The following is a 3618-nucleotide window of genomic DNA, read 5'->3' as shown; positions in this document are numbered from 1 at the left end:
GGGGGATGCCGACGCCGCAGCGCTTCCTCGAGGGCAGGCGCACCGACCCCGGGGTGACCAACATCCGCAACGTCGGCTCGCCGCACTGGCGGCGTTGGCTCGGGCCGGCGCACCGCTGCCTCGTGCCCTTCACCAGCTTCTCCGAGCTCGACGCCCGCCCAGGCGCGCCGCGGAACCACCCGGTGTGGTTCGCCCTGGGCGAGGACCGGCCGCTGGCCTGTTTCGCCGGGATCCGCACCGAATGGACCTCGGTGCGCAAGCTGAAGGAGGGCGAGGTCACGGCCGAACTCTTCGGCTTCCTCACCTGCGAACCGAACCGCGAGGTGGGGCCGGTGCATCCCAAGGCGATGCCGGTAATCCTGACCGAGCCGGAGGAGTGGCGGCTCTGGCTGACCGCGCCAGCCGAGGAGGCCTTACGGCTGCAGCGGCCGCTGGCCGACGGCCGGCTGCGCATCGTCGCCGAGGGGCTGCGCGAAGATGCGGTTTGACCCCGCCCCCGCTGACCCCTTCGCCCTCACCGGCCGGCGGGTGCACGAGGCAGAGGGCCGCGGCCGGCGCGCCTTCGCGCTGTTCCAGGCGGTGCGGCACCAAGGCCCGCTGGTCTGGATCCAGCCGCGGCACGCGCCCGAGATCCCGATGCTGCGCGGCCTGCCCCGCGGCGTCGGCGAGCGGCTGCACCTGCTGCGCCCCGCCGGCGAGACCGACCTCCTCTGGTGCCTCGAGGAGACGCTGCGCGCCGCGCCGATCGGCCTGGTCATCGCCGAGCCGGAGAAGCCGCTGAGCCTGACCGTCGGCCGCCGGCTGCAGCTCGCCGCCGAGACCGGGCGGACCACGGGGCTGCTGCTGATCCGGCAGGGCGCCGGCAGCCCGGCCACCGAGACCCGCTGGCAGTGTGAACCGGAGGCCGGCGAGCGGCGGGATACGACTCTGCACCGCTGGTCGCTCAACAAGAACAAAAAGGGAACAACAGGGAGCTGGATCCTGGATTGGCCTGGCGCGACGGCTGCTTTCCATATGGTTACCGCGGCTCGCGAGCGATGCGAGCCTGCAGACGCGGCCCGTTGAGGGGCGCTTCGCCCTGACCCTGCGCTCGGGCGCGTCCGATCACCAGAGAAGTCTCGACGAAGCTGCGGCCCGGCCGAGACCTGTGTCTTCCCGATCTGCGAAGCTATTGGCCGATCGGCAGGGTGATGCCGAAGCTGATGATGGCGGCCGGATCGCTGCCGCCGCCCGGGATGACCTGGAGAAAGACCGGGTCGCGCCGGATCTGCAGACCGACGAAGGCTGCTACGTCACCGATGTGGAAGCGGAAGCTCCTGCCCTCTCCGGGATAGAGCGCCGCGCCGGCGAGCAGGCTGACCTCGGCCGATGCGACCTCGAACAGCGGCAGCGCCGCCGTTCCGGCAACGGATACCCCATCATAGCTGTTGCGATAGATGCCCAGCGAATAATCCAGCCCCGCCGCGCGGTCTTCCCAGGTCGCGAAGACGCCCGGATTGATTTGCTGGTAATCGCGGCTGGCGTCGATATGCGCCGACCCGATCAGCAGGGATAGCCGATCCGGCTCCGACCAGGACGGAGAGGCGCAGAACACTGCGCCGAGAAAGATTGACCGAAAGTAGCTCATCTTAAGACCCCATCCAGATGACCAAGGTCGCGTAACCCCGCCTTCGGAGAAAGTCTGACAGGCTCGTCTGAAGAGAGAGGAAAACACCGAGGCGAAAATAGATGAAATCCAAGACATTGCGCGCGCCCAAGGGCTGCCGGGCCTCGCCGCCGGACGCGGGCTGCCGCTGCCCTGCCCCGGCTCCGGACTCGACTCCGGCTTACCGGGCGCTTAACAAGAACAAACAGGGAACAACAGGGGGCTGGATTCTGGACTGGCATGGCGCGACGGCTGCTTTCCATATGGTTTCCGCGGCTGGCGAGCGACGCCAGCCTGCGGGCGCGGCCCGTTGAGGGGCCCTTCGCCCTGACCCTGCGCTCGGGCGCGTCCGATCATGTGCATTGCCTGAACCCCGCCGCCTCGGCCCGCGGCCTCGGTCGCGGCATGTCCCTCGCCGACGCCAGGGCGATCTGCCCCGATCTCGCCACCCGCCCCGCCGATCTGGCGCGCGAGGCGGCGGCGCTGGCGGGGTTGCGCCGCTGGGCCGGGCGCTATGCGCCGATGGTGGCCGGCGACGGCGCGGACGGGCTGATGGCCGACATTTCCGGCGTGCCGCATCTCTTCGGCGGCGAGGAGGATCTGCGCGAGGATCTGCAGGCCCGGTTGGAGCGCGCCGGCCTCGCCTCGGTCAGCGCCATCGCCGGCAGCCGCGGCGCGGCCCATGCGCTGGCCCGGCACGGCGGCGGCATCGTGCCGGACGGCCGGCTCGCCGAGGGCATCGGCCCGCTGCCGGTCTCGGCGCTGCGGCTCGACCATGCGACCACGGCGGCGCTGGCCCAGGTCGGGCTCACCCGGATCGCCGACCTGATCCCCCTGCCCCGCGCGCCGCTTGCCCGGCGCTTCGGCGCGACGCTGGGGCTCCGGCTCGACCAGGCGCTCGGCGCAGGCCGAGCCGGTGGCCCCGGAACCGGAAGCCCCGCATTTCGGGGTGCGAATGACGCTGCCCGACCCGATCGGCCTGCAGTCCGACGTGATGGCCGGGCTCGAGCGGCTGCTGGAGCGGCTCTGCGCCAAGCTCGCCCTGCACCGCCGCGGCGCGCGGCGGCTGCGGCTGGAGCTGCGCCGGGTCGACCGCGGCATGACCGAAGTGGAGATCGGCCTCGCCCGGCCGATGCGCGACCCGGCGCGGATCGCCGCGCTCTTCGCCCGAGGCGTGGCGGAGATCGACTCGGGCTTCGGCATCGACGCGCTGCGGCTCAGCGCGCCGCTGACCGAGGCGCTGGCGCCGGAACAGCTGGGCGGTGAAGTTGCGCTGCGGCAGGAGGATGCGCTGGCGGATCTGCTCTCCTCGCTCGGCAACCGCATCGGCTTCGAGCGGGTGCTCCGGCTCCTGCCGGCGCAGAGCCTGATCCCGGAGCGCAGCTTCCTGATGTCCCCCGCCGCCTACAGCGTGGCGGAGCCGATGCCGGCGATGGGCGGGCCGCAGCGGCCGATCACGATCTTCCCGCCCGAGCCGGTCTCGGCCTCGGCCGGCGTGCCGCCGGCGAGCTTCCGCTGGCGGCGCATGCGCTTCACCACGCTGCGCGCCACCGGGCCGGAGCGGATCGCGCCGGAATGGTGGCTCGACGATCCCGCCTGGCGCTCCGGCCTGCGCGACTACTGGCGCATCGAGACCCGCGAGGGCCCCCGGCTCTGGCTGTTCCTCACGCCGCAGGCCGGGGAGCAGGGCTGGTTCGCCCAAGGGGAGTTCGCGTGAGCCGGGCCGCCCACCCCACTGAGGACAGCGCAGCTGCCCGGCCCGCCGATCGCTGGCTCCAGGCGGAGGCCTATGCCGAGCTCTGCGTCACCTCGAACTTCACCTTCCTCACCGGGGCCTCGCATCCGGAGGAGCTGGTGACCCGGGCGGCCGAGCTGGGGCTGGCGGCGATCGCCATCACCGACCGCAACTCGGTGGCCGGCGTGGTGCGGGCCTTCTCGGCGCTGAAGGAGCTGGACCGGATGCGGAGCGAGGG

At 72.3% G+C, this 3618-nt stretch carries 6 protein-coding genes and 1 pseudogene; 5 read left to right on the top strand and 2 right to left on the bottom strand.

Going from position 1 to position 3618, the window contains the following annotated elements; genetic code table 11:
* The coding region (locus C5F48_RS22450; RefSeq protein WP_107665952.1) for an SOS response-associated peptidase family protein at window positions 1-488 on the top strand (488 nt) is incomplete at its 5' end.
* A complete protein-coding gene (locus C5F48_RS25400) occupies window positions 478-1065 on the top strand; it encodes an ImuA family protein (RefSeq protein WP_170139731.1) in 588 nt (195 codons plus the stop codon). The genes C5F48_RS22450 and C5F48_RS25400, both read left to right, overlap by 11 nt.
* 103 nt (window positions 1066-1168) lie before the next feature.
* Here C5F48_RS25400 and C5F48_RS25395 read toward each other — a convergent pair whose 3' ends face one another.
* Window positions 1169-1627, bottom strand: a complete 459-nt coding sequence (locus tag C5F48_RS25395) for a hypothetical protein (protein ID WP_170139732.1) — start codon at window positions 1625-1627, stop codon at window positions 1169-1171.
* Between the two features lie 258 nt (window positions 1628-1885).
* Between C5F48_RS25395 and C5F48_RS26410 the strand changes: the two are divergent.
* Window positions 1886-2266, top strand: a pseudogene (locus C5F48_RS26410) (Y-family DNA polymerase); the annotation flags it as partial.
* Here C5F48_RS26410 and C5F48_RS26405 read toward each other — a convergent pair.
* A complete protein-coding gene (locus C5F48_RS26405; RefSeq protein WP_308812778.1) occupies window positions 2158-2457 on the bottom strand; it encodes a hypothetical protein in 300 nt (99 codons plus the stop codon). The pseudogene C5F48_RS26410 and the gene C5F48_RS26405 overlap by 109 nt on opposite strands.
* 143 nt (window positions 2458-2600) lie before the next feature.
* Here C5F48_RS26405 and C5F48_RS26400 point away from each other — a divergent pair, with 143 nt between their 5' ends.
* Together C5F48_RS26400 and C5F48_RS22430 are read left to right on the top strand one after the other, a co-directional pair.
* The gene (locus tag C5F48_RS26400; protein WP_308812777.1) at window positions 2601-3362 is read left to right on the top strand and encodes a DinB/UmuC family translesion DNA polymerase; all 762 of its coding nucleotides are present in this window, start codon (window positions 2601-2603) and stop codon (window positions 3360-3362) included.
* On the top strand, window positions 3359-3618 hold a 260-nt coding region (locus C5F48_RS22430; protein ID WP_146170712.1), incomplete at its 3' end, for a PHP domain-containing protein. The genes C5F48_RS26400 and C5F48_RS22430, both read left to right, overlap by 4 nt.

Origin of the sequence: Cereibacter changlensis JA139 (genome assembly GCF_003034985.1) — a bacterium.
GTDB classification, from domain to species: domain Bacteria; phylum Pseudomonadota; class Alphaproteobacteria; order Rhodobacterales; family Rhodobacteraceae; genus Cereibacter; species Cereibacter changlensis.
Note: the sequence above shows the minus strand (reverse complement) of the source record. Positions and strands in the feature narration are given on the sequence as shown.

Bases quoted from the DNA above. Each gene is read 5' to 3' on its own strand.
- C5F48_RS25400 (WP_170139731.1), top strand. From the start codon at position 478: ATGCGGTTTGACCCCGCCCCCGCTGACCCCTTCGCCCTCACCGGCCGG.
- C5F48_RS25395 (WP_170139732.1), bottom strand. From the start codon at position 1,627: ATGAGCTACTTTCGGTCAATCTTTCTCGGCGCAGTGTTCTGCGCCTCT.
- C5F48_RS26400 (WP_308812777.1), top strand. From the start codon at position 2,601: ATGACGCTGCCCGACCCGATCGGCCTGCAGTCCGACGTGATGGCCGGG.